Here is a 23,198-nt window from a genome sequence, read left to right as displayed (position 1 = left end):
TTGATGCATCCGTCATCATTATGGCCACCTTACATTTCGTTATTTAGCGAGAATTCATATCCTCTATAGGTAATTACATTTTTTAATCCTATATTTTCTGCAACTGCAATCGAAGGTTTGTTTGATTCCGTACAATCCCAAGATGGAATCCTATTATTATCTAGACAATCGTTTACGAAGGCTTTAGCTATGTTTTGCGCTAGCTTTTTCCCACGATGTTCTTCTATCGTTTCAATGGTTACAGCATGGACATTTCCAGCGACAAACCCTGAAAAACAAGTACTTACAACTTCATTCTTATAAATCATACAATATCCTATCCCATTACGAAAGAACATTTCAGATGAAGACCAAGACTCTAAAATTTTTGACCTTAGAAATGCTATATTCTTTATTGAATTGCCTTTGTTTTCAAAGATATCTTTACAAACTTTCATAAGTTTGTATCCTTGCGTTATACTAAACTCATCGGTATAGCTATAGTCGTCCTTATGTAGCGTATAAACCCTTTGATTCCAGCTTCCTGATTTGCGGTTTTTAAACACATCCTTAATCGTTGTATCCCATTTATTGTGATTACCAATGCCTTCAAACCATTTCAACCCAACTTTATTTGCTTCGGGTACAATGATTGTATCAATAAATTGATTTAGATCTTTATTGAAGCGCTCATTCTTTTCATTTCCAATAAAGATAAATCCATCGTTATTACCTAACCAAATAAGCCCACAAGTAGGAGTTTCCATATCATCTACAAAGACACGGCCAGGGTTGATCCCCTCAATCACTGCTCTTGCTTCTAACAGTCCTTGGTCAGATAATAAATATTTATATTTATAGAATTCATCCTTGTTTAGTTCAGAAATCATATTTCTCCCCCTCTAACCCTATTTCTTTTCTGCTAACATGAAAATCAATAATCTTCTTTAATTATGCTGCCCCCAAATGTTCTTGTTTGATCTTGCACCAATTTATGGGGAAACTACTTAAAACCATCTGTTTCTCTAATCTGAGTAAAATTTTCTTCGCGGATTTCGCTTTTTTCTATAAGAATCTCTTGAAATGATTTAAAAAGTTCTTGGATTTTTTTATCTCGGTTAATAATTTCTATACTCTTATTATATTCCACTTCATCTTTATATTGAGAAATCTCCATCCACTTTGTTTGCTCCTCGTTACTCTGAATATAAATTACATGTGAATCTATATACTTACTATAAATTTCCCTTGTTTTTTCTTGAATGTTTAAAAAGGTTTCTATTTTGTCTTTCTTAATATGATACGTATAAACTTTTACAAACATCTTTTCACTCCTGACATTTCATAAGTCATTTCTTAATATAGTTTAATTTCCTGCCAATAAAATTAGCAGAAACAGGGATTCGATCTAATTCTCTTGCCCAGACAGAAAGCTGGCCAATATGATGAATCTCGTGAGCAATAATATGATGAAGTATTTCATCCTTCGTGTATTTATCTTCATCCCAAGGCACATGTATGTGTTCATCTTTGGACTCATTTAAATTTGTTTTTAAATAAACCAAAATCTCATCTCGGAATGTATCGGACAGAGATTTAACCATTTCAAGCGTATTATAATCTGCAAATGAAAATACGATATCTTCTTTACCCTGAATACCGCGTATCCAGCTATATTCCACGTCAATAATGTGAAAAAGGGTGTATAAAATATTTCTTACACCACCTTTGTGATCATTTAACAGCTCTTCAGGTGTTAGCTGTTTACACCAGTCAAACCATTCATCTCTTACCTGCCAGTTATACTCAAAAAACGTAATCAATGTGAACACCTCTTTCATTCAATTGCTGAAACTAATTGTAAGTGTTTAAGGTTCTTCTTGTTAAAAAACTACTTTTAATTAGTGTCTCTGCTTAAATAATAACATAATCTTCTGAAAGAGTAGCTGGTCGTTTAACAATGAACATTGACTGAATTCAAAAACTGTAACATCCGAATGCAATCCGAATAAAATGGCATAGGCGTTTGATCATACTCTGCAGAAACCACAAGGGGTGAATTTATGTCAATTATTACGGGAAGCGAATATATTGATCGAATCGATCTTCTGGAAATGGATATATGGGTAGATGGGCATCCGGTCATAGGCAAAGTCTCTGAGCACCCGGCATTTAAGGGAGTTATGAGGAGTCAAGCAGCATTATATGATTTACAACACGATGAATCATTACAATCTATCATGACTTATTCCTCGCCATCAACTAGTGAGCCGGTTGGGATGTCCTATTTGCAGCCAAAGACGAAACAGGATCTTGTGAAAAGAAGGAAGATGGTTCAACAATGGGCACTGTCAACGAATGGCATGATGGGAAGAAGTCCGGACTATATGAATACGGTGCTGATGGCACTTGCATCATCTGTAGACCTTTTAAAGGGAAAGGAAAACTGTTTCCCTGAACATTTATTATCTTTTTATGAATATGCCCGTGAAAACGACATTTCCATGACACATACATTTATAAATCCGCAAGTCAATCGTGAGCAATTTTATTTTGAAGATCCGGATGATGAACCAATAGCCACTAAAGTTGTAGACAAAACAAATGAAGGTATTATTGTTAAAGGGGCCAGGCTATTGGCAACACAGGGTGGGATAACAGATGAAATCGTTGTATTATCGGCAGGAGGAATCCAGGATAAGGCGAATGGTTTTGCATTTTCCATCCCTAGTAATACAAAAGGTTTAAAATTTATCTGCCGGGAATCATTTGTTGGCGGCGCTTCCGCATTTAACTATCCATTGAGTTCACGCTATGAAGAAATGGATACGATTGTCGTTTTTGATAATGTACTTATTCCGTGGGAACGCGTGTTTTATTACAATAACCTACAAGTCTCGAATACTTTCATGGATGCTAGTTCATTTCTGCCGTTTACTTTACATCAGGCTGTATCCAGACAAATCGTTAAAACTGAATTTGTCTTAGGGGTAGCTCAGTCAATCATTGATACAATCAATATTAGTGAGTACCAACATGTTCAGGAAAAGGTATCTGAAATTATCGTTGCTCTGGAAACGATGAAAGCATTGATTATTAAATCTGAAGTTGAAGCTGAATTGGATGAATGGGGGTTCATGAGACCAAATCAAAAAACACTGCAGGTAGCCTGTAATGTATTCCCGCGCGCCTATGCAAGATTTGGTGAAATTATCCAGCAGCTAGGAGCCAGTGGGTTGATGTCCATCCCAACAGAAGAGGCATTTCAATCATCACTAAGAAAAGACTTGGATCAATATTTGCAATCGAAAGCTGATGATGCTGAATCACGTGTCAAGATTTTCCGTTTAGCTTGGGAAATGACAATGAGTGCATTTGGTACACGTGAAACCCAATATGAACGGTTTTTCTTTGGTGATCCAATCCGGTTGTCTAGTGGATTGTATTTATCATATGATAAGGAACCGTATGTAAAACGGGTAAAGACTTTGTTAGGGATGGATTGAAGTTATTTGAATCTGGCCTAAAAAGCCAGATTCTGTGTAATCATCTAATTTACTTGATTAACCAAGGTAAAGCCCTACCCCCAACTTGATTTTATTGCCTGGCAAGTTTGCCATAGAGATAATCAACGTCCAGTCGCCATGTTATTCATTCCTCCTTACATTTTTCTTTATATACTAATAAAAAGAACTATATAGCTCCTCCCTTCATCAACTTTTCTTCTCCCTGAATTTTGAATTGGAGGTAAACTTTAGAACACTTAATGTTAGCGATACATCGACTGAATCTTTTCAAGATCCCTAATAAAGAGATTCACTTCTTCCTGACTCAACCGTATCGGCATTTGATCATACAACGTAATGATTTGACCATCTGTGTCATTTTGGTGTTTTTTCAAATAATCATAAAGACTTTTTAACTGGTTTTCTCTAATACTGGATTCTGTAGTGAAATGCTTTACTTTTTGTATTGAAAATTCGTTCACGAGTTCATCAAATTCACCTGAAATAATGTTACCTGTTAGCAACATGGGAATCTCTCCTAAGCCATAAGGTTAGTTTTTGTTAGTTTATCCTAAAAGATCACATCCTAATTACAAACCTCGGAGGGGGAAAAGGGCAGATATAGCTAGTAAAAACACTAATTCTTCTTAATAAAAACTGTTTACACATAGAAAATCCTCTAAATCGATTTTATCTTATCACCTTTACTCCACAAAACCTGTATGAGCTCAATAATACGTTTTTGCATAGGGGATAGCTTACGGTTTGGGTGATAAATTAAGTAAATGGATCGTCTTTTTCTTGAATTGAATTCTTTGAATAATAAAGTTCCTTTTTTTACCTCATGTTCAACAGAAAGCTTCGAAACAACTGCAATTCCTAAATTAGAAAGGATCCTTTTTAATTGCTTGGCGCAGGAGGAATAGGTATTGAGTTATCCACTTCCATGTCATTAATGAAATACGATGAAGCTTTCATGATCATTATTATTATCTTTATTGTTGTGGTATCGGTTGAACAGCTTTCAGCTATCATTCGCAAAAAGTTAATTTAAAGGAGGAAATAGGTTGCTTTTTTTAGTGCGTCATGGAGAAACGGAATGGAACTTACATAAGAGATTACAAGGGCAGCAGGACATTCCATTAAGTGAGGTAGGAGTTAATCAAGCGCGGGAATTAGGATTACACTTTCAAAATCAACATATTGTTTTTGAACATGTATATACAAGTGATTTATTACGAGCCCACCAAACTGCCCAATTAATCACAAAAGGGATGTCAATTAGTAAATTTACTATCGAATCTACGAGAACGTTTTTATGGGGAGCTTGAAGGTGAATATATTGATGATATTGTGAAACTTATGCCAGATTACGATAAAAATTTTGGTGTAAAGATGCAATATGGAATTGAATCGTTAGAAGACATGCAAAAACGAATGGTTTCCATTCTAACGTCTATTGCTAAAGTAACAGAAGGTTCTCCAACATTAATTGTTTCGCATGGGGGATCGATTAATGCACTCCTTCACTATATTACAAAAGGGGAGATGGGAACTGGAAAAGGAAAGTTGGCAAATACCTCTTTCACGCGATTGCAATGGAGTAATCAAACTTTTCATGTGCAAGCGTACAATGAGACATCACGTCTAAAAGTAACATGAGAAAGGGAAGGATAAAAAACACGAGGCTGAGTCAAAAGTATTTTTATGAAGTAAAAACCGAACATGATTGGTGCAAATAACTCGCTCCGGAAATATACTTCGCGCACCTTAGGGCGGCTGGGATCCCCCTTGTGCTATCGCACTACGGTGTCTCACCTATGCCTTACCTCCCGCTGGAGTCTAAAAATATTTCCTGGCTAAGCTTATGTATCGTTCGTCTTTAACATGAAACACTTTTGTTATGTCCCAGCTTCTGCATAGAAGTCACTCGAACTACATTTTATCTAAACTATCTGACGGACTATAGCAGTATCCCTGCAGCTAGGCCATAAAGGCTGTTCAAAACGTGTTCAAAACGCCCATATCTATTGAATTTAAACTCCAGTGATTTTTACAAATCACTGGAATATCATGCTATAATGAAAGCGTGTAACGGATAGGGGTTATGGCTCACCGTTTTGACCACAGGGAAACTTCCCACGATGGGAGGTGAGCGCTTATGGACCTTAATGATCGCCTTCGGGGGATTGATTGTCATGATCATGTCCGACAAGCATAAAAAATAGCCCCCTCATATGCTTTTCCAGGCATGGGGCTACTTTCGCTCTGAGCCTAACCCTTCTTAATCGGGTTCGGTCTGTTGCTGACCGTAGGTTGCAGCCTGCGGTCTTTTATTATTCTATGGTTAGAGATTATAAATATTCATTTTGAATATCTATAATCATTATACAACATATTCTGAAAAAATAAACCATTTCCTATTTAAAAAGGTATTTTACGTCGGGTGACCTCTTTAAAGGGATAATCGCCTCAACATCTAATACGGATATTGTGGAGATTATCATTTCTTTAATCTGAGTCCTCCATTTTCTTTTTACTCAAAGCGTATAATAACTTTACATTATTTTTTTGTTTAAACAATTGCAATCAAGATGGTCTTTCCTGCCAAACAAAAAGAAAAAGCCAGACCCTAAATTCGTATTTAGAGGTCTGACTTTATTTTAAGCTCCCGGAAACCATCCAGGCGTATTCATAATGACATTCCACAATGGGCCTGGTACAACTAATTCTTCCTGTTTATCCTTATTAATTTCTGTTACAATTTCGTCTTCTCGTCCTTCGGCTACTTTTTGTACCCAGTCCGGATCAATAATAAGCTCTCGACCAAGCGCGAGCAGTGGAACCCCTGTCTCAAAAGCTTTGCGGGCATCTTCTGCACTGTAAATAGAACCTACACCAATTAAAGGAACGCGATTATCGATCGTTTCAAGCAGGTAATCAATACGTGTTTTGTTTACATCTTCCACGCCTCTTCTTGCTTTGGAAAGAAAATGCTGTAAGGACACATGGAGATAATCCAAGTCTTTTTCTGCTAATGTATCCACTAGTTTAAGGCTGTCTGCCATAGTGATTCCTGGTGTTTCGGCTTCTTCCGGTGAGAAGCGGTATCCTACGATAAAGGAATCGTCGGCATGCTCCTTCACTACGCTCTTTATTTTATCTACGATGGCTAGTGGGAAGGTCATCCGTTTTTCGACACTTCCGCCAAATCGATCCTCACGTTGATTGGAATGTGGGGAGAAGAATTGCTGGATTAAATATCCGTTCGCCCCGTGGATTTCCACTCCATCATAGCCTGCTTCAATCGCCCGGCGTGCCGTCTCACCAAAAGCATCGACAATCTCCTCAACCTCTGTTTCCGTTAAAGCCCTAGGTGTTTTGGCTCCTGCCACCTCCGCCGGAACAGCACTGGCACTTACGATGTCACCATGAGGAACCAGTTCTGGCGGACACATTCTTCCACCATGGAAAATCTGCAAAATAGCTTTAGCGCCTTGATTTTGGATGGTCTTAGCTAATTGGCTCAGACTTGGAATCATTTCATCACGGTCACCAGCGAATTCATTATGGAAACCTTTTCCGTTCGGGGTTACATATGTACAAGCAGTAATAACCATGCTTACATCTTTGGAACGTCGTGCGTAATAGGCCAGCTCTTCCTCTGAAACTGTTCCATCTGGATTGGATGAATAGTTAGTCATTGGTGCCATTATGATTCGATTCTTCAATTCAACTCCATTGTTAAATGTATATGGTGAAAAAAATTTTTGATTGCTTGGATTCATCGTTTCTTCCTCCTTCAAGGGTTACTTTATGGTTATGATAGTAGTTCTATTTCGTTTTGTATATTAATGTGCTTGGAGTATTAACTTTACTCATGGAGCTGGCTTTTTTTGGCTGAAAAATGGACAACGCTTATTCTGACAGACTCCACATAATTTTTTTGGACCTTTCTCTTTACTCTCATGCAACCAATTTTTAGTCATTTGGAACTATTTTACTCACGAATTGAAACTTATTATAACCGATAATCGTATGAAAATTACCAAAATAATAAAAGGAGCGATTCGATTGTATAAGCGATTTTACCTACCTATACTTTTACTCGTATCAATTTTAATCGCAGCAGGTTGTAATAACTCGAATGGAAACGAAGAGAATAGTGGAGAAATTAATGAAACTTCCGCTGAGGAAAATAACGCTGAGAAAACAGATAAAGAAGAAAATGGAGCATCTGGTCATCATACCGATCTACTTACAGTAGAAGGAACCCCCTTTGATGAGTCATTATTTGAAGTGGTGGACTTTGAATCCGATCCATCGCCAAATGATTATTATTACCAATATGCATCAAGTGGAGCATTAGCCATGGGCGGAGAAAATCATAGTATATTTTTTGATTATCGGACTGGAGAAAGATTAAGCTTAGAAACCGATGTTGAACGCCTGAAAGGAAGAGCAGAGTCATCCATTGTAAATACGGATAGTTATACATGGCCATTTTTATTCGGTAATTACTATTATCTTCAGGGTAATGATGTTGGCACAAATAAAATCATTCAAGCTGATCTTTCGACTGGAGAAATTGAAGATTTAGCAGACGCAGATGGTCCATCAGATATGGTGAAAAAAGATGACATTCTTTATATTATCAGCGCTGATAAGTTGTCTGCGCTTGATACAAATACAAAAGAAACAATTTGGGAAACAACAGGAGAAGTTGAGCTTAGTACAGGATATGCTGAACTTCATGCAACAGATCATGCGCTTATTTATGAAGATCAATACGGACTAACAGCGTTCGATATAAAAGATGGAACAAAATTATTTGAAGAAGAAGGAGTATTCCGGGACGTTGCTGTCGATGGAAGTACCTTCTATGCTTTGGCAGATGAAGCTGATGCATTTTCAGACTCGCTTTACAAGGTAGTGGAATTCGATGACCAAGAAGGAAAAAAGGAAACAATAATTGAAGCCCCAGAAGTGGAAGAACCATACGAAATTGGAGAGATAAAATTAGATTTAGTTGATGATCTTCTTTATATCACAGTTGAAAATGGAATATTAACGTATGATATCAATAGCCATGAGCAGCTATGGTCGGTCTCTGTTGGAGATTTAAAGGATCGTTCTGAAACAGGTGATGATTATAACTATTGGTTCTCTGCAGGTATTACAGGTAATCATGTATATGCATTTACAGAGAAATCAAATGTTGCAAATGATCGTGACAACTTTCTTACGGTAATTGATTCCAAAACCGGTGAGGTAAAAAATCAGTATTCCTTTGGAAAGGCAATTGGTGCCGGTCCTATAATTGATGAAGAAAATGGGAATGTTATGGTATATCTGCAATACTTTAATGATGAGGGGGCACAAGGGTTTATTTTGCCAATTGATTAAGGTGGAAAAAGAGGCTATTAGCTAAATTGGGTAATAGCTTTCTTTATTTTATAGTATTCGTAATTAGAACTTTTAAATCTTATACGGCATAATAGCAATCTATAAAGGGGACTTGATATGAAAGAACTTTATATAAAACAGAAGGTATTCAGTCTAAGCGGCAAGTTTACGGTGAAAGATCAGCAGGGAAATGATGTTTATTTCGTTGAGGGCAGTTTTATGAAGGTTCCAAAGACCTTCTCCATCCATAACAATACAGGGAGTGAAGTTGCACTCATTACGAAAAAAGTGTTCAGCTTTTTGCCAAAGTTTATGGTTGAGGTAGATGGCCGAGAGGTGTTAACGATTAAGAAGGAGTTTTCCTTCTTTAAGGCACGCTATACGATTGATGCGGCTGGTATTGAAGTAAATGGCAACTGGTGGGACATGAACTTTGAGGTGTACCAGCATGGCGAAGTCGCAGGGAAAGTGAGCAAGGAATGGTTCACTTGGGGCGATAGCTATAAGGTACAAGTATGGAACGAAGAGATGGAGACAATCATTCTTGCGCTTGTTATTGCAATTGATTGTGTGAAGGCAGATCAAGCAGCCGCTTCCTCGGTTGTGTCGAATTAATATTCATTAAATGTCATATAATATTATTTATAGTAATCCAAAGGCTAAGGTTGAATAGACATTTTGATATGTTAAAATGGGAAACATCTGTAATAAATAATGCAAAGAGGATGAACCTTTTCATGAAGCAAAATAAGAAGAAATTTTCCAGTGTATTTACGTATGCTTCCATAATTGTCGGAGTGCTTGTACTATTTGGAGCAGTGTTTCCAAACCAGTTCGGTAAAGTCTCCAGTGGTGTTGGTGCATGGATTACGGAGACTTTTGGCTGGTATTATATGACAGTCTTCACCTTAATTTTACTCTTTTTTATATTTTTGGGATTTAGCCCAATTGGTAAACTCAAATTGGGTAAACCACACGATAAACCTGAGTTTAATACGATATCATGGTTAACCATGTTGTTTAGTGCTGGTATGGGAATTGGCTTAGTGTTTTATGGTTCAGCCGAACCCATCTCACATTACCTGGCACCACCAACTGCTGATGCTGAAACGAAAGCTGCTTTAGCTGAAGCAATGCGATCAACTTTTTTTCATTATGGATTCCACCCGTGGGCAGTATACGGTATTGTAGCACTTGCATTGGCTTATTCCCAGTTTAGAAAAGGTGAGCTTGGTTTAATCTCGAAAACATTACGACCTGTTTTAGGAGATAAAGTAGATGGTCCAATCGGAAATGTTGTCGATGTGTTATCGGTATTCGCCACAATTATTGGTGTAGCAGTTTCTTTAGGTATAGGAGCAATGCAAATTAATGGGGGATTGAACTACCTCTTTGGTATCCCAAACAATCAGCTAGTCCAAGGTATTATTATTGCCATTGTTACTGTGTTGTTCTTATATAGTGCTTGGAGTGGATTAAGTAAGGGAATTCAATATTTAAGTAATTTAAATATGCTGTTAGCAGGATTATTGTTTGTTGCTGTTTTAATTTTGGGTCCAACTTTACTTATTTTCAATATGATGACAAGTGCCACTGGTGATTACTTAAACACATTATTATACAATAGCTTGGATGTAGCACCATTAAACGAGCAAAAACATGAGTGGATGCAGTCTTGGACGATATATTATTGGGGATGGTGGATGAGTTGGAGTCCATTTGTAGGTATATTTATTGCAAGGATTTCACGAGGGCGATCAATCCGGGAATTTGTCCTTGCGGTATTATTTGTTCCCACTATCGTGAGTATATTTTGGTTTAGCGCATTTGGTCTAACAGGGGTGGAAGTAGGTCTAAATGTACCAGCAATATTTGAAATGCCACCTGAAACGCAGTTGTTTGGGATTCTCAATGAACTTCCTTTAAGTGTCATTTTATCTGTTGTTGCTTTGATACTTATAGCATCATTTTTTATTACCTCAGCAGATTCCGCAACATTTGTTTTAGGTATGCAAACTAGTTTTGGAACGTTAAGTCCTGCTGGTTTTGTAAAAATTGTGTGGGGATTAGCGCTATCAGCAATCGCATATGTACTGCTGTTATCAGGTGGAGAAACCGGCTTAAATGCATTACAATCTGCATCCATAATTTCGGCCTTGCCATTTAGTGTAGTGGTGATTTTGATGGCTGTAGCATTCTATAAAGATGCCAATCAGGAAAGGAAATACTTAGGTTTGACACTTAAACCGGATAAAAAAAGAATGAAGGAATATAGTGATAAAGCAAAATCCAATAGAGAACTGAGATAAAAAAGCGTGACTGTTGCATTCTGTTTTTAAGTACAATTAATTCCTCAAAAATCAAATTAAACAGCCATATTTTTAACCCCGTTTTAAATAAAACGGGGTTATGTCTTGTGTTTGCGGTTTTAAAATGAACTTTAGAGTCACAAGTCATATTATATATGAAGCAAGCTCCTGCTTTTCATGATGGGATAAGTCAATGTGAAAAAATGGGATCGTGCTATTCTTTTCAGCATGGACTAGTTAGATGTGTTTTTATAATCTTGACAAAACAGACCACAAAATATAACATAAAAATGTAATCGATTACATAAAAGACAGGTGATTATATGGTAACCATACAGGAAGTGGCGAAAAAGGCAGGTGTTTCTACCGCTACTGTTTCAAGGGTACTCAATAACAGGGAAACGGTTAGAGAAAAGACGAGAGTACGAGTGGAGCAAGCTATCCAAGAATTAAATTATGAGCCGAGTGCGCTTGGTCGCAATCTCAGGAACTCTGAAAGCAGGCTGCTTCTTGTTTTGATTCCCAGTATTTCGAATCCATTTTACACGGAAATCATTAATGGGATTGAGGATACAGCGATTAGCAAGGGATATAACATTCTGCTTTGTGAAACAGATTCTAATCCAGCAAGAGAAGCAATTTATTTTAATATGGTGCGGAACCGACTTGCAGACGGGATTATTCTAATGGACCCGACTGTCAATCGAAAGAATCTGTATGACCTTGCAAGCAGGCATCCAATTGTGCAATGCAGTGAATTTGATGAAGAGGGGGAGATTTCCTACGTAACCATTGATAATGAGCTTGCTGCTTATCAGGCGGTTAAACACTTGATTAAATTAGGGAATAGAAGAGTTGCTTTAATTAATACAGATGAGAAGTACTTGTATGCCCGTGAACGCAGAAGGGGCTATGAAAAAGCCTTACATGAGTTTGGTTTGCCAATTGAGTCTAAATGGATGCGAGAAACGGAGCAGCTTGGATTTGAAGGCGGGCAGCAGGCGATGCGTTCTTTATTGAATGAAGCGGATAAGCCAAATGCTGTTTTTTCGGTATCTGATGTGCTTGCAATTGGTGCAATGAAAGAAATTCAGCTGCAGGGCTTGAAGGTACCGGATGATATTGCTGTGATTGGATTTGACAAGATCAGCTTTTCCAACATGACGAACCCGACACTCACAACAATTGCCCAGCCGATGTACAAAATGGGCAGCATTTCTGCGAATATGATTATCAATAAAATTAGAGGAAAAGATGTGGAAAGCCTAATATTGGATCATGAATTGATTATTAGAGAGTCTACATAATGAAAAGTGAGGTGTATGAATATGCCTAATCAAATTGCTATTGTCACAGGCGTAAGTCATAAGCACGGGATTGGTGCGGCCACGTGTCTGGAGCTTGCAAAAGCAGGGGTGGATCTATTTTTTACCTATTGGCAATCAGACAGTGGATGGCCTGAAACATTCCAAAGGGAGATTCAAGAGCTGGGGGTGAAGTGCGCCCATGCTGAAATTGATTTATCCGAACCTGAAGCATACCTCCAGGTTATTCAAGGTGCCGAAAATGCGCTGGGAGTACCTTCGATATTAGTTAATAATGCCGCTTATTCCACTAGAGACGGATATGAAAAACTTCAAGTAGCAGAGCTGGATGCGCATTATGCGGTAAACATCAGAGCTGCAATGATGCTTTCTGCAGCGTTTGCAAAGAGTTTTAAGAAAGCAGGATATCATGCAGGAAGCATCATTAATTTGACTTCTGGACAGGCGCAAGGTCCAATGGTCGAAGAACTTGCCTATGTAGCCACAAAAGGAGCTATTTCTGCTTTTACGCTTTCCTTATCTGCAGAGCTGGGATCGCTTGGTATTACAGTTAATGCCGTCAATCCCGGACCGACCAATACAGGCTGGATGTCAGAGGAATTGAAGCAAGCACTATTGCCGAAATTTATACTGGGGCGCATTGGAGAAGCGAAGGACGCTGCAAGGCTTATTGCGTTTTTGGCAAGTAAGGAAGCTGCGTGGATTACGGGACAGGTTATCAATTCCGAAGGCGGATTTTTGAGACAATAATACGGATGTTTCGAAAAAATAATTCTATAAATAGGATTGACATCAAAAATAATTATCGTATAATATAACCAAATGTAATCGATTTCATTTTCAAGAATATTCCTTAAATATATCTTGGATTGAAATCGGCATTAAAAAAAGGGGGCATTACATTGAAGTTTTCAAAGTTAGCACTTAGCAGTATGTTGTTAATCGCTCTGGTTTTCTTTTTAGTAGCTTGTAATTCAGATTCATCGGAACAAGACAATAACGATGAATCCGATACATCAAGCGCGAATGGTGAACAAGCATCAGAAGGCAGTGAAGAAGAACCGGTTACCATTGTGTATGCGCGAGGGGTAGATACAACACCGGGTACAGAAGCAGTAATCAAAGCATTCGAGGAAAAGTTTCCGCACATAAAAGTGGAGCAGCGTGAAATGCCTGCAGATACAGGCCAATCCCATGACCAATATGTGACACTTTTAAGCTCTCAAAGTTCGGAGATTGATGTTTTCAACGCTGATGTAATCTGGCCGGCAGAATTTGCTCAGGCTAACTACGTGCTGGAGCTGGATCGCTTTATCGAAAAGGATGGAATCAACATGGATGATTACTTCCCGGGGACAGTTGCAGCAGCGAACTTTAATGGAAAGCAATGGGCAATGCCACAGTACACAGATGCCGGTGTTTTTTACTACCGTACAGATATTGTGGACGAGCCCCCAGCAACATGGGATGAATTGATCGAAATGGCAAGCGAGCTGAAAGGGGAAAACGGCACAGAATATGGCTACCTCATGCAGGCCGCACAATATGAAGGCTTGATTACAAATGCCATTGAATTTATCGCTTCTTATGGCGGTGAAGTAGTGGATGAAAATAATAATGTTGTCGTTGACAGCCCGGAAACAATCAAAGCACTCGATAAGATGAAGGAAATTGTAACATCTGATTTTGTACCAGAGAATATCGTGAACTTCATGGAAATTGAAACAGAGAATGCTTGGATTGAAGGGAATGCTGTTTTTGCTAGAAACTGGCCGTATATGATGGCTTCTTCTAATGATGAAGAGAGATCTGAAATCGTTGATAATGTCGAAATGTCCAGACTTCCAGCAGGTGATGAAGGTACTGCAGCATCACTTGGCGGATGGATGACAATGATCAATCGATATTCGGAGCATCCAGAAGCGGCATGGGAGTTTGTGAAATTCATTTCGGGACCAGAAGGACAAAAAATTAGTGCCCTTGAGGGTGGACGTGCTCCAACATTAAGCGCATTGTATGACGATCCAGAAGTACAGGGTGTCAGTTCATTATTCGCAAACCCTGAGTTCAGGGAAGTATTACAGTCTGCAGTTCCTAGACCGGTATCACCTATTTACCCGGAAGTTTCCGATATTATGCAAATTGAAATTTCAAAAGTATTGACAGGTGACCAGACCTCCGAAGAAGCTGCAAAGAATATGCAGGAAAAGATTGAAGCGGCGATGGCTGAATAGATTCTAAGTTAGTCAAAATAGCAGGATGGGCATATACTCATCTTGCTATTCTTATAATAGTGCGTGTGCAAAAAGGAGGATGAAAAGGACCGAGAAGTTCGAGGCGGCGTAGATTTGAGTACCGGAGCGTATGCAATTAATACGTGAGGAACGGAAAAGCAAGCTAACGAGCTTCCACAGGATGTGGTGACTTCGACGTTCGACACAGGACGTGTCGGAAGTTAGTCGAAGGTCATCTGTTCTCGAAGCGTCATTTTCACCGGACTTTTTGAACAACCTCTAATAGGGTCAGAAAGCCAGCTTAATAACGAGGAGGTTAAACATGAAAAACAAGAAAAGGCGCAGCTTTCAACTAAGTGAGAAACAGCTAGGGTATGCTATGGTCATCCCGTCCCTTGTTCTAGTAATGGTTGTCGTACTATGGCCGGTTGCACAGTCCTTTTACAATAGCTTATTTGACTATAGGCTGAATGATCCCTCTCGTTCCCAGCTCATGCTTAGTGCAACGATTGATCTGGAACGATACGTGGATAATCAATTTTACATAGGGAGTCAGCTTGATAGTTTACTAGAAAGTGCTGAAAATGAAGCGGATGCTGAAACGGTAAAGGGAATTCAACAGGATGTTGAAAACTATCACGCTGAGCTAATCAGTGATGAAACGATTAAGACAAAGGTAGAGAAGATTGATGAGCTATTAGCGAGTTTTACGCCGGTAAGAGATTCCGAGTTAAAATATTCTAAGGTAGATAATGCGTTTGCCGAAGAATACCAGGGTGCGCTGGAATCTCATGCTGCAGCACTAGCTGAAATTGCAGCGTCAAGCAGTGACGATACGTCTGGACAGCAGTTCCAGCAAACCTCTGACTTGCTTGCATCAACAGCAGGCAATATATTAAACTCAAATTTTATCGGATTGGATAACTACGGGAAGTACATGAAGGATCAGCGAATGTGGAAAGCGATGGGAAATACCGCATTTTTCACAGTCATTTCCGTGGCATTTGAATTGGTGCTTGGTCTGGCAATTGCTCTCCTTATCAACCGAGCATTTAAAGGAAGAGGAATCATCCGTGCAACGGTATTAATTCCGTGGGCTATTCCGACTGCGGTGGCAGCGATGATGTGGGGATTTCTGTATGACGGACAGTCGGGGATTATCGCACACTATTTGGAAGCGCTTAATCTCATTCCTGGATCATCTTGGCTATTGACCACATCGGATGGCGGCATGTTTTCCATCATTCTTGCAGATGTCTGGAAAACAACACCATACATGGCGCTATTACTGCTCGCAGGCCTGCAGACAATCCCGCAGTCTTTATATGAAGCATCAAGTGTGGATGGAGCTAACAGACTTCAACAATTCTGGAGTATTACATTGCCACTTCTGAAATCATCGATCTTAGTTGCATTATTATTCAGAACGCTGGATGCATTCCGAGTATTTGATCTGATCTATGTATTGACAGGCGGAGGTCCTGCAAACGCAACGGAGTCAATTTCCGTTTATGCCTACAAAACATTATTCGCCCAGCAGAATTTCGGGGAAGGGTCTGTCCTTTCTGTCATTGTATTTATCAGTGTAGCCATCATTAGTCTATTGTATGTGAAATTAATCGGTTCTGATCTATTTGATGGTCGTACGAAATGAGGAGGGGTATAAATGAATAAACGCGGTGGAATAGGATTTTATCTGTTTCTGATCATCTTTGTTTTTCTTGTGATGTTTCCCTTCATCTGGGTATTTTTAACATCCATTAAGCCGCCAAGAGAGATATTCTCATCTTTCAGCTGGTTTATAAGCAATCCTTCATTGGACTCCTATGAAGCGGCGCTGACGAATCGACCATTGGTGCGATATATGATTAACAGCTTTGCGGTATCTGCTTTAACAACTATTTTATCACTGGTGTTTGCATCGTTTACGGCATATGCAGTTACGAGATTGCCGATTAAAGGAAAAGGCTTGATCCTGGGATTGGTGCTTGCTGCATCGATGTTCCCGCAAATCGCCATCATTTCACCAATGTTCAATCTGGTAACAGATCTTGGTTTGCGCAATAGCTATATGGGACTCGTTATCCCTTATATTACGATCAGTCTTCCATTGGCAATCTGGATTCTGGCAACCTTTTTCAAAAAGATTCCATATGAGCTGGAGGAGTCTGCCAAGCTGGATGGAGCAAGTCCATTCCAGACATTCCGGAAGATTATCCTGCCATTAGCAGCACCTGGAATTTTTACAACCGGAATCCTAGTGTTTATCGCAGCTTGGAATGAATATTTATTCGCATTGACTATTAACAGTGATGATGCATGGAGAACCGTTCCTGTGGGTATTTCGATGTACCAAAGTCAATATTCCATCCCATGGGGGGATATTTCGGCAGCAACGGTTATTGTGACGATTCCAATCGTTATTTTGGTATTGTTTTTCCAAAAACGAATTGTTTCTGGTTTGACATCTGGATCGGTTAAAGAATAATTCATGGAAAATGAGGTTGATTTGATATGAGAGAAAAGTTGAAAGTTGGAATAATCGGCTGTGGGGCAATTGCGGTGGAAAAGCATCTCAAGAGTCTCCAAAAAATCAGCCAGGTTGAGGTTGCAGCCTTTTGCAATCGAAATATTGAAAAAGCAAAGTCAGTCGCAAAAGAATTCGGAACAGCAGATACAAAAGTCTATTCGGATTACAGGGAACTACTAATGGATGAAAGCCTTGATGTTGTTCACGTTTGCACACCGAATGTGTCCCATGCGGAAATTACAATAGCTGCGCTTGAAGCTGGGAAGCATGTGATGTGTGAAAAACCGATGGCAAAGACGTCAGAGGAAGCAAGGCAAATGCTTGCAGCTGCAAAAAAAAGCGGAAAAAAGCTGTCAATCGGCTATAACAACCGCTTCCGCTCGGACAGCCAGTACTTGCACCAAGTCGTATCACGGGGTGACCTGGGCGAGATTTACTATGCAAAAGCACACGCAATCCGAAGAAGAGCTGTTCCTACATGGGGTGTGTTTTTGGATGAAGAAAAGCAGGGAGGCGGTCCGCTTATCGATATCGGAACACATGCCCTCGATCTGACGTTATGGATGATGGATAATTATCAACCACAATCGGTGATGGGTTCTGTCTTTCATAAGCTTGGAAAACAAAAAGACGCTGCAAATGCTTTTGGATCTTGGGATCCAGATGAATTCAAGGTAGAGGATTCTGCGTTTGGTTTTATAAAAATGCAAAATGGCGCGACCATTGTTTTAGAGTCAAGCTGGGCATTGAATTCACTCGATGTGGATGAGGCAAAATGCTCCTTAAGCGGAACCAAGGGAGGCGCTGATATGAAGAATGGTCTTCGGATACATGGCGAAGACCTCGGTAAATTATACACGACAAATGTCGAACTGGATCCTGGTGGTGTCGCTTTTTTTGAAGGAGAAACAGAAAGTGAAGCAGATCTCGAGATGCGTTTGTGGATTGAATGTATTTTGCATGATACAGAGCCGGTTGTGAAGCCGGAGGAAGCAATGGTGGTTACACAGATTTTAGAGGCAATCTATGAATCTGCGAGAACTGGCAAGGCAGTATATTTTGATTAAGATAGCTCTTGAAACTAGATAAATACGATAAAAATTTAGGAGTGAACAAAATGAAAGTAACCGTATGGAATGAATTTCGACATGAGCAGGAAGACACAGCAGTTGCAGCGGTTTATCCGCATGGCATCCACGAAACAATTGCAGCTTTTATAAAAGAAGCTGGTCATGAAACAAAAACAGCTGTACTCGATGAGCCGGAGCATGGCTTGACAGAAGAAGTGCTGGCCGAAACAGATGTGCTCGTATGGTGGGGGCATAAGGCCCATGAAGAAGTAAGCGAGGAAGTTGCAGAGAGAGTGAAGCAACGTGTGCTGGATGGTATGGGTCTCGTTGTACTCCACTCGGCGCATTTTTCCAAGGTGTTCAAAAAGCTGATGGGCACTGGTTGTGATTTGAAATGGCGCGAGGCGGGTGAGAAAGAACGGCTCTGGGTTGTGGATCCGACACATCCAATCACAGAGGGACTTGGGGAATACATCGAGCTTGAAAAAGAAGAAATGTATGGGGAACATTTTGATATCCCAACCCCTGATGAATTGATTTTCATCAGCTGGTTTGAGGGTGGAGAGGTGTTCCGGAGCGGGGCAACCTTTAAACGTGGTCGTGGCAAGATCTTTTATTTCCGTCCGGGACATGAAACCTATCCAACCTACCATAACAAGGAAATCCAGAAAGTAATCCAAAATGGCGTGAAATGGGCTGCAAATACCAATACACCAAAGCATGTATATGGCAACAGACAGCCACTTGAGAAATTATCGAAATAGGGGTGACAGCAGATGGCAACAGCAAAAGAAGAAGCAGAGAGTATGAGTAAAGCAGCAAAGAAAAGCGGTAAAAAAATAATCAAGTGCAATTCGAAAAATCAGCAATTTGAAGGAGTGATACGATGAAAAAATTACGAATGGGAATCATCGGTGCTGGGGGGATTGCCCAAGGCAGGCACATCCCTGCCTTCCTAGAATTACAGGATAAGGTTGAACTGACAGCAGTCCATGATATGAACCAGCAGCGTGCCAGTGAGGTGGCCGAAAAATATGACATTCCATATGTGTTCGAGAATTACTATGATTTATTCAAAGAAGTAGATGCAGTAGCGATTTGTACACCAAATAAATTCCACTCTGATATTTCGGTAGCGGCACTGGAAGCAGGCGTGCATGTGCTATGTGAAAAGCCGATGGCAATTACGACTGCGGAATGTGAAAGGATGGTCGAAGCCTCTAAAAAATCAGGGAAACTCCTTTTAATTGGCTATCACTACCGTTATACAGAGGCTGGCCAGTTAGCCAAAAGAGTAGTGATGAATAATGAAATAGGCGATCCGCTTGTGGTAAGGGTTCAGGCATTAAGAAGACGAAAGGTTCCCGGCTGGGGAGTTTTTACAAACAAAGACCTCCAGGGCGGTGGAAGCTTAATCGATTTTGGCTGTCACATGCTTGATTTAGCGATCTGGCTACTTGGTGAACAGGAACCTGTGGAATTGATGGGAACAACATATAACCGATTAAGCAAATCCCCGAACCAGATTAACGACTGGGGAGTTTTTGATCATCAAACATTTGAAGTGGATGATCATGTTTCGGCCTATATTACGTTTGAAAATGGTATTTCTCTTCAATTCGAATGCTCATGGGCTGCGAATATAAAAGAAGATAAAATTCATCTCAGCCTATCTGGATCGGACGGTGGTTTGAATGTGTACCCATTTGAACTATACCAGCCGAAGCTTGGCAAGATGATGGAAAGCACTGCCGAAGCGAAGCATGATGAAACTGCTGCAGGACTTGCCCAGGCTAAAAATTTTGTTGAAAGCTGTCTTGGTGAAGCGGAATTAGTTGTGAAACCTGAAGAAGCGATGAAGGTTTCCAAAATTATTGAAGCGATTTATAGAAGCAGTGAGACGAGATCAAGTGTTAATTTTAGATGAGACATGTTAGAAGGCGGTATCGGGGGGCTATCCGTCGACTGCCGTGGGCGTGAAATTAAATAAACAATCTTGCGGAGGGGCGGAGAGAATATGAAGCTTGGCGTATTCACCGTATTATTTCAGGATAAACCATTAGAAGAAATGCTGGATTATGTAAAGCAAGCTGGTGTAGATGCAGTGGAAATTGGCACTGGCGGGAACCCAGGTAATGCACACTGTGATATTGATGTACTTTTAAACAGTGAAGATAAGCGCAAGGAATACTTGGATAAGATTCATTCTCGCGGGTTAACAATCAGTGCATTCAGCTGCCATGATAACCCTGTGTCACCAGACAAAAAGCATGCACAGGACTCACATGACATTTTTATCAAAACGGTTCGTTTGGCAGAGTTGATGGATGTTCCAGTTGTGAATACATTTTCCGGAACGCCGGGTTCCAATGAGGATTCCACCTATCCAAACTGGCCAGTAACACCTTGGCCAACAGCATATTCGGATATTCTGGAATGGCAATGGGAGAAAAAATTAATTCCATATTGGAAAGAGCAAGGGCAGTTTGCGAAGGATCATGGTGTAAAAGTGGGACTGGAGCTGCACGCTGGTTTTCTTGTGCATACGCCATACACGATGCTTAAACTAAGAGAAGCGACAAATGATGCCATAGGGGCAAACTTGGACCCGAGCCATTTATGGTGGCAGGGGATTGATCCAGTTGCAGCAATCAAGATCCTTGGAAAAGAAAATGCGATCCATCATTTCCATGCAAAAGACACCTATATTGATTGGGATAATGTAAACATGTACGGTCTGACTGACATGCAGCCGTATTCCAATGTGCAGACACGCGCTTGGACATTCCGCAGTGTCGGCTATGGACACAGCGCGCAGGAATGGTCCAATATTATCAGTGCTTTAAGGACATATGGTTATGATTATGTGGTGAGTATTGAACATGAGGATCCGCTGATGTCTGTGGACGAGGGATTTCAAGCTGCTGTAGGGAATTTGAAAGATGTATTGATTCGAGAGAGGCCTGTTGATATGTGGTGGGCTTAAAGTTAGATGAGCTAGGTATCGATTCAGATTCCTAGCTCTTTTATTTGCTTTTTTGGTTAAGTAAGAAGCGCACGGAGAGTTATAGAAGTATGCTTGAATGACATATATGTCTGTGGGCAATAAAAATCAAATTTAGTTTCCTTCCTACGAAAGCGGTTTCTATAATGCGGTAAATAATTTGTGTTTAACAGCACAGAATTCTTATCTTTTATTAAAAATAGCTTAACTAAAATCTGTAATCTTGGTAATTTTGTTAAAAATTTTCTAAAAATATATTGATTTATATATTTTTAGGTACTATAATGATTTTTGTAAGCGTTTACTTATTATTTTTTTGAAGTTTAAAGAAACCGATTTCGTAAAATTGAAATCCATTTTAAGGAGGTTTTCATTTCTAGAATGAACTGAGTACGTTTGAAAAAAATCAAAATAATTATTATTGGGGGTTGTACGCATGAAAGGAATTAGAAAAATTGCTGTTCTTGGATTAGCGACATTGCTTGCATTTCTTCTAGCAGCTTGCAGTGGAAGTGATGACGGAGACACAAATGATGCTAGTGGAGAAAAGGGAGAAATCACGTTGGATTTTTGGACCTTTGGTGCAACTGGATATGAAGAGTTGGCAAAAGAATACGAGAAGGAAAATCCAAATATAAAAATTAAAGTAAAGTCGTCTGAAACAGCGGACCATCATGATGCACTCTTTACTTCCTTATCGGCTGGAAGCGGCGCACCGGATATCGCGATGCTTGAGATTGATCAATTTGACCGTTTTAAGGTAGCTCAGGATCGTTTCGAGAATTTATATGATCTAGGTGCGAATGATGTGAAGGATCAGTATTTGGAATGGAAATGGCAAAGCGGAGAAAATGTGGATGGAGATTTCTTATTCGGGCTTCCAACAGATATCGGCCCTAAAGCATTGTACTACCGCACAGACTTGTTTGAACAAGCTGGACTCCCAACGGATCCGGAAGAGGTGGCTGCATTAATTGATTCACCCGAAGCATTTGAAGAAGTTGGTTTACAAGTGACAGAAGAAACTGGAATGCCCTTTGTAGATAGTATCGAAATGGCATTTAGAGCTTATTTGGATGCTGCAGAAACTGCTTATTTGACTCCCGAGAATGAATTAAATCTTGGAGGAGACAGCGAAGTGAAAAAGGCATATGACTATGCTGTTCATCTAAATGACCTCGGATTAGTAGGTAAATATGAAATGTGGAGTCCAGAGTGGGCTAATGCCGTTAATAAGGGCGAGTTTGCAGCAGAACTAGGTGCAGGCTGGTTAAAAGGCTGGATGGAAGGAAATGCTCCAGAAGCTGTTGGTAAATGGAACGTGGCTACATTACCAACTGAGTTTGCAGCTAACTGGGGTGGTTCATACATCGCGGTTCCAAGTGAAACAGAATATGCACAAGAGGCTTACGATTTTATTGAATGGCTCGTATCATCCGAAAATCAATTAAAATCATTCCAAAGCCATGGATTATTCCCTTCTGCACAAGCTGTTTATGAGGAGGAAGCATTTAAGACAAATGAAGATGAATTCTTCGGTGGTCAAGCAACAGCTCCAGTATTCGCTGAAGCTGCCCAAGACATTACTGGTATTGGATACAAAGGTGAAAAATACTTTCCAGTCCATAACGAGATATTGAATGCCCTGAAAAATGTCCAAAACAAAGGTGCAGACCCAGAAAAAGAGTGGGATGCAGCTGTGAAGCGTGCTGAGGATCTAATGAAACGCTAATCTGCAAAACTTGTAAGCAAGTAATCTATATAGTCGGCTTAACATTTGGATTTTTAGCCCCAAAAAGGTAAGCCGACTACCTTTCTTAACGCGTTTTTTGTAA

Annotated in this window: 22 protein-coding genes; 17 read left to right on the top strand and 5 right to left on the bottom strand. The window is 39.8% G+C overall.

All coding sequences use genetic code 11. The annotated features are described in order from the left end of the window. Positions 1–29: 29 nt before the first annotated feature. From MHH64_RS02040 to MHH64_RS02030, 3 genes are all read right to left on the bottom strand, one after another. Positions 30–869: a GNAT family N-acetyltransferase gene (locus tag MHH64_RS02040; protein ID WP_340002600.1), complete on the bottom strand. Its 840-nt coding sequence runs from the start codon at positions 867–869 to the stop codon at positions 30–32. A 113-nt stretch (positions 870–982) separates the two neighbouring features. Continuing rightward, positions 983–1,303: a hypothetical protein gene (locus MHH64_RS02035; protein ID WP_095310135.1), complete on the bottom strand. Its 321-nt coding sequence runs from the start codon at positions 1,301–1,303 to the stop codon at positions 983–985. Positions 1,304–1,328: 25 nt separating this feature from the next. Then, positions 1,329–1,802, bottom strand: coding sequence for a DinB family protein (locus tag MHH64_RS02030; protein ID WP_340002599.1), 474 nt, complete (start codon positions 1,800–1,802; stop codon positions 1,329–1,331). Between the two features lie 240 nt (positions 1,803–2,042). Here MHH64_RS02030 and hpaB point away from each other — a divergent pair, with 240 nt between their 5' ends. Beyond that, positions 2,043–3,485 carry a 4-hydroxyphenylacetate 3-monooxygenase, oxygenase component gene (gene hpaB / locus MHH64_RS02025; RefSeq protein WP_118889358.1) on the top strand — a complete coding sequence of 481 codons (1,443 nt, stop codon included), beginning with the start codon at positions 2,043–2,045 and terminating at the stop codon, positions 3,483–3,485. Positions 3,486–3,748: 263 nt separating this feature from the next. On the opposite strand, the gene MHH64_RS02020 is transcribed toward hpaB, so the two are convergent. Then, a complete protein-coding gene (locus MHH64_RS02020; RefSeq protein ID WP_095310146.1) occupies positions 3,749–4,012 on the bottom strand; it encodes a hypothetical protein in 264 nt (87 codons plus the stop codon). Positions 4,013–4,389: 377 nt separating this feature from the next. On the opposite strand from MHH64_RS02020, the gene MHH64_RS02015 reads away from it, so the two are divergent. From MHH64_RS02015 to MHH64_RS02005, 3 genes are read left to right on the top strand one after another with little or no spacing between them, the layout of a single operon-like run. Further along, a complete protein-coding gene (locus MHH64_RS02015; protein WP_187393148.1) occupies positions 4,390–4,539 on the top strand; it encodes a hypothetical protein in 150 nt (49 codons plus the stop codon). 13 nt (positions 4,540–4,552) lie between these two features. Then, a complete protein-coding gene (locus MHH64_RS02010; protein WP_340002598.1) occupies positions 4,553–4,816 on the top strand; it encodes a histidine phosphatase family protein in 264 nt (87 codons plus the stop codon). A 10-nt stretch (positions 4,817–4,826) separates the two neighbouring features. After that, positions 4,827–5,147, top strand: coding sequence for a histidine phosphatase family protein (locus tag MHH64_RS02005; RefSeq protein WP_340003250.1), 321 nt, complete (start codon positions 4,827–4,829; stop codon positions 5,145–5,147). A gap of 1,001 nt (positions 5,148–6,148) precedes the next feature. Here MHH64_RS02005 and MHH64_RS02000 read toward each other — a convergent pair. Next, positions 6,149–7,273, bottom strand: a complete 1,125-nt coding sequence (locus tag MHH64_RS02000) for an NADH-dependent flavin oxidoreductase (RefSeq protein WP_340002597.1) — start codon at positions 7,271–7,273, stop codon at positions 6,149–6,151. A gap of 286 nt (positions 7,274–7,559) precedes the next feature. On the opposite strand from MHH64_RS02000, the gene MHH64_RS01995 reads away from it, so the two are divergent. The 13 genes from MHH64_RS01995 (at position 7,560) to MHH64_RS01935 (ending at position 23,095) form a co-directional block, all read left to right on the top strand. Further along, positions 7,560–8,891, top strand: coding sequence for a PQQ-binding-like beta-propeller repeat protein (locus MHH64_RS01995; RefSeq protein ID WP_340002596.1), 1,332 nt, complete (start codon positions 7,560–7,562; stop codon positions 8,889–8,891). 117 nt (positions 8,892–9,008) lie between these two features. Then, positions 9,009–9,506 carry an LURP-one-related family protein gene (locus MHH64_RS01990; RefSeq protein ID WP_095310161.1) on the top strand — a complete coding sequence of 166 codons (498 nt, stop codon included), beginning with the start codon at positions 9,009–9,011 and terminating at the stop codon, positions 9,504–9,506. A 122-nt stretch (positions 9,507–9,628) separates the two neighbouring features. After that, positions 9,629–11,200 carry a BCCT family transporter gene (locus MHH64_RS01985; RefSeq protein ID WP_340002595.1) on the top strand — a complete coding sequence of 524 codons (1,572 nt, stop codon included), beginning with the start codon at positions 9,629–9,631 and terminating at the stop codon, positions 11,198–11,200. A gap of 323 nt (positions 11,201–11,523) precedes the next feature. Further along, positions 11,524–12,507 (top strand): LacI family DNA-binding transcriptional regulator, encoded by a 984-nt coding sequence (locus tag MHH64_RS01980; protein WP_118889365.1) that lies wholly within the window; start codon positions 11,524–11,526, stop codon positions 12,505–12,507. A 15-nt stretch (positions 12,508–12,522) separates the two neighbouring features. Then, positions 12,523–13,275 (top strand): SDR family oxidoreductase, encoded by a 753-nt coding sequence (locus tag MHH64_RS01975; RefSeq protein ID WP_340002594.1) that lies wholly within the window; start codon positions 12,523–12,525, stop codon positions 13,273–13,275. A gap of 182 nt (positions 13,276–13,457) precedes the next feature. After that, the gene (locus MHH64_RS01970; RefSeq protein ID WP_095310242.1) at positions 13,458–14,759 is read left to right on the top strand and encodes an ABC transporter substrate-binding protein; all 1,302 of its coding nucleotides are present in this window, start codon (positions 13,458–13,460) and stop codon (positions 14,757–14,759) included. A gap of 322 nt (positions 14,760–15,081) precedes the next feature. Continuing rightward, positions 15,082–16,413 (top strand): sugar ABC transporter permease, encoded by a 1,332-nt coding sequence (locus MHH64_RS01965; RefSeq protein WP_340002593.1) that lies wholly within the window; start codon positions 15,082–15,084, stop codon positions 16,411–16,413. 12 nt (positions 16,414–16,425) lie between these two features. Further along, complete coding sequence (locus MHH64_RS01960; protein WP_340002592.1) at positions 16,426–17,247, top strand: carbohydrate ABC transporter permease; 822 nt, start codon at positions 16,426–16,428, stop codon at positions 17,245–17,247. 26 nt (positions 17,248–17,273) lie between these two features. After that, positions 17,274–18,356 carry a Gfo/Idh/MocA family oxidoreductase gene (locus MHH64_RS01955; RefSeq protein WP_251659822.1) on the top strand — a complete coding sequence of 361 codons (1,083 nt, stop codon included), beginning with the start codon at positions 17,274–17,276 and terminating at the stop codon, positions 18,354–18,356. A gap of 50 nt (positions 18,357–18,406) precedes the next feature. Beyond that, a complete protein-coding gene (locus MHH64_RS01950; RefSeq protein WP_118889369.1) occupies positions 18,407–19,123 on the top strand; it encodes a ThuA domain-containing protein in 717 nt (238 codons plus the stop codon). 122 nt (positions 19,124–19,245) lie between these two features. Then, positions 19,246–20,286 (top strand): Gfo/Idh/MocA family oxidoreductase, encoded by a 1,041-nt coding sequence (locus MHH64_RS01945; protein ID WP_251659824.1) that lies wholly within the window; start codon positions 19,246–19,248, stop codon positions 20,284–20,286. Between the two features lie 90 nt (positions 20,287–20,376). Continuing rightward, positions 20,377–21,345: a sugar phosphate isomerase/epimerase gene (locus tag MHH64_RS01940; RefSeq protein WP_251659826.1), complete on the top strand. Its 969-nt coding sequence runs from the start codon at positions 20,377–20,379 to the stop codon at positions 21,343–21,345. A gap of 454 nt (positions 21,346–21,799) precedes the next feature. Then, entirely contained in the window at positions 21,800–23,095 is a 1,296-nt protein-coding gene (locus tag MHH64_RS01935; RefSeq protein WP_303447088.1) for an ABC transporter substrate-binding protein, read from the top strand. Positions 23,096–23,198: the final 103 nt, after the last annotated feature.

Source organism: Oceanobacillus sp. FSL K6-0127 (genome assembly GCF_037983385.1).
GTDB classification, from domain to species: Bacteria; Bacillota; Bacilli; order Bacillales; family Amphibacillaceae; genus Oceanobacillus; species Oceanobacillus profundus.
Note: the sequence above shows the minus strand (reverse complement) of the source record. Positions and strands in the feature narration are given on the sequence as shown.